A 3,455-nucleotide genomic window follows, 5' to 3' on the forward strand; every position below is an offset into this window, starting at 1 on the left:
TTGTTAAAGAACGCTCTTGATTTTGAGCTAACAACCAGTAGTGACGCTCCATTTCTTCCGGTGTTTTTTTACTCTGGGCGATCGGCCACAAAGCTTGGTCTTCCAACCTATCTAAGGCAGCTAGATCTCCTTGAAATTCTTCAGGTACATCAGACCAATTGGGGGGACTACCAATTTGTAAAGCATGGAGCATGACAGCTTCAAGAGAGCGTTCAGTTGCTTGGGCAGTGTTGACCAAGCGCTGATAGAGGAAGTCAGGAATTTGCAGAGTAATGGTTGTTGAAATAGAATTCATGACGGGAGCTCCTGAAAGCGCAGTCCGTTAAGAGTCTATTGTAGCTCAGGGGGTAGGGTATTGGCTTCAATGTGGTTGAAGCTATTCAAAAAGAGGAGAATGCTGATCTTGCCAAAAAGTGGTCAAAACTTCTGGAAGAAGGAACAAACAAGATGGCCTATGACATCTTATCAGTGCCGACCGAAGATCGTGAGTCTGTGATAGATCAGCTTTATAACCCAGAAGGAAGACTGAGGAAGAAAGTCTCTGTTGAACGTGCTTATAATGAGGTCAAAGCTGAACGACTGATCGATGCTGAACTAGAATCTTCTGGTAATAGTAATGATGCTTCTGGTGAAGCTGTTGATGGAGAGACTAACGACTCAGATATGGGGAAGTGTATGCAAAGGGCTTCTAAGGAAATAGTAGAAGGTTACACGAAAACAGCGATTTATTTGTGTGACTCTGGAGTTTTATTCAACAAGAAGACTCAGAATATTATTGATCAGCACGAAATGTCTATAGCGTTTCTCGCAGTAATGAGGTACATTATTATTTGACACTTATTCTCTTCAAACCCTCTTTACTATTGCATGCACGCCTATTGCCTTTTGCCTTAAAGGGATTAGCTTTTTCCTCATGACTCTGAGAATTGCATAATTTGTGCTTGGAATTGCAGGATAGAGTTTGTACCAGGGGACTTGCTAATAATTGTCTTATCCCCCACACCCCACACCCCACGCCCCACACCCCACACCTGACGTCTTTGTAAAAAACATACCCTTGAAAGCTTCTCCCACTTCTCCCTAAAAGAACCTAATCCCTAGTGCCTGATTATCTTGATCCAAAAATTAAATCAAACTTTACACAAACAACATAAAAATCCACCAAAATCTAAAATTCGATAAAAATCATCCAAAAAAACGACAAAATAAGCCACAAATTGGCCAAAATCATCCAAAAAATCCACAATACTAGGTTAATTTGACGATTAAAACCAACATAAAAGCCAACATCCACCCTCGATCATCAAAACAATGAGTTAAAGACTTTTTAGTTACAGATATGTCAGGACATCAGTCGAAACCTGATCTTGAGGGTGCATGTACTAGTACAGGTAAGGTTGCTGAATCAGGCCGGTGACTTAATTGCCAGCTTAGAAACAGGGGCATCATTTGGGGAATTGACCTTGTTTCCCTCCGCTGACTTAGCCAGCTATAGCGCTAGAGCTTCTCTGAAGCTAAAGCTATGCTTTGTACCGGGGGAAGTCTTGTTTCCCCTGATCAATAAGTATCCCGAAATCCGAGAGCATTTTTGGAGTCAGGCGCAAGCTCGTAATGCCCTACTAGTTAGCTCCCCTACTCCCCCTATCACTCCATCTGACTATCCCCCCATATCCCCATCCCCCCATCTGACCATCTCCCAGTCTCGGTCTGGGGAAGCCAAGTCCCAGAAATCCCAGAAAAAAGTTAGCAAAGCTTACTTTCCTAACCCGACCCAGCAAGCAGGGCATTTATGGCAACGGGTAATCCGACGCTATCCGTTTTTTGCCCAGCAGAGTGGTTCTGACTGTGGTGCCGCCTGTTTGGTAATGGTATCTCGCTATTGGGGTAAACGGTTTAGTGTGAATCGCTTGCGGGATATCGCTAATGTTGACCGCAATGGCGCATCATTGCGAGGACTATCAGCAGCAGCGGAAAGTATTGGCTTTTCTACTCGTCCAGTTAAAGCCAGTCTTGACCAGCTAGCGAAGCAAAAATTGCCAGCTATAGTCCATTGGGAAGGTAAACACTATATTGTCGTTTATGAAATTACTCGGAAACGAGTGATTGTTTGTGACCCTGGCATTGGTCAACGTAGTCTCACCCATCGAGAATTTAACGCCGATTGGACCGGTTATGCACTGCTGCTACAACCAACAGCATTACTCAAGGATGCTAAAGAGACGAGTACTCCCTTCTGGCAATTCTTTGAGTTAATCAAACCCCATGGGTTAGTAGTGTTAGAGGTATTTCTTGCTTCCTTATTTATCCAGATATTTGGATTAATTACACCTCTATTCACCCAGCTAATTTTAGACCGAGTGGTGGTGCAGCGCTCTGGGCTAACCTTAATGGCGGTGGGCTTAGGGCTGCTGATATTTAGCCTGTTTCGAGTGGCAATGATGGGGTTGCGCCAATATCTACTAGACCACACGGCTAATAAAGTAGATGCAGCACTGATTGTAGGATTTATTCGCCATACACTGCGGTTGCCTCTTTCGTTTTTTGAGTCCCGCTATGTTGGTGACATTATATCACGGGTTCAGGAAAACCGCAAGATTGAGCGGTTCCTTACCGGTGAGGCGTTATCAATTCTGCTGGATTTAGTAACGGTATTTATCTATGTAGGATTGATGGTTTGGTACAGCTGGAAAATGGCGTTATTGGCCTTAGTAATTGTGCCGCCATTCTTATTGCTAGCATTGATTGCAACACCGTTTTTACGCAGGATTTCCCGAGAAATATTTCAATCGATGGCTAAAGAAAATAGTTATCTAATTGAAGCGCTTTCCGGTGTAAGTACGGTAAAATCAACCGCAGTAGAACAAACAGTACGTTGGCATTGGGAGGAGTTATTAAATAAGGAAATTAAGACAAGTTTTGATGGGCAAGTTATCAGCAATCGTCTGCAAATTTTTAGTAATGCTATTGAAGCCGTAGTAACCACAAGCCTGCTGTGGTATGGAGCGTGGTTAGTGATTCAGAATCAGTTAACCATTGGACAATTAGTGGCATTCAATATGCTGTTGGGAAATATTATTACTCCCTTCAAACGGTTAACCGTGTTATGGAATCAATTCCAGGAAGTAGTAATTGCTATGGAACGGATTAATGATGTGTTGGATGCTGAACCAGAGGAGGATTTGCTGAATCAAGCCCGTCAATCGTTACCATCAATTCAGGGTCACATTGCCTTTGATAACGTCACCTTTCGCTATCACCCAGAGAGTGATTTAAATGTACTGGAAAATCTATAATTTCAAGTGAAACCAGGACAAATGGTAGCCCTAGTCGGACGCAGTGGTTCAGGGAAAACCACGATTTCTAAATTGGTGTTGGGATTGTATCCACCCACAGATGGGAAAGTATTGATTGATGGCCTTGATATTACCAGTCTGTCCTTAGGGTCTTTGCGATCG

The 3,455-nt window shown here is 43.2% G+C and carries 4 protein-coding genes; 3 read left to right on the plus strand and 1 reads right to left on the minus strand.

Going from position 1 to position 3,455, the window contains the following annotated elements:
- Positions 1-295, minus strand: a 295-nt coding sequence (locus tag F6K57_RS40170) for a hypothetical protein (protein WP_293074460.1), incomplete at its 3' end; no start/stop codon positions are given.
- A gap of 71 nt (positions 296-366) precedes the next feature.
- On the opposite strand from F6K57_RS40170, the gene F6K57_RS40175 reads away from it, so the two are divergent.
- The 3 genes from F6K57_RS40175 to F6K57_RS40185 all read left to right on the plus strand — a co-directional run.
- Positions 367-834: a hypothetical protein gene (locus F6K57_RS40175; RefSeq protein WP_293074461.1), complete on the plus strand. Its 468-nt coding sequence runs from the start codon at positions 367-369 to the stop codon at positions 832-834.
- Between the two features lie 539 nt (positions 835-1,373).
- Positions 1,374-3,293, plus strand: a complete 1,920-nt coding sequence (locus tag F6K57_RS40180; protein WP_293074463.1) for an ABC transporter transmembrane domain-containing protein — start codon at positions 1,374-1,376, stop codon at positions 3,291-3,293.
- 6 nt (positions 3,294-3,299) lie between these two features.
- A partial coding sequence (locus F6K57_RS40185) for an ATP-binding cassette domain-containing protein (RefSeq protein WP_293074466.1) occupies positions 3,300-3,455 on the plus strand: 156 nt, incomplete at its 3' end.

This window comes from Moorena sp. SIO4A5 (genome assembly GCF_010672005.1).
GTDB lineage: Bacteria > Cyanobacteriota > Cyanobacteriia > Cyanobacteriales > Coleofasciculaceae > Moorena.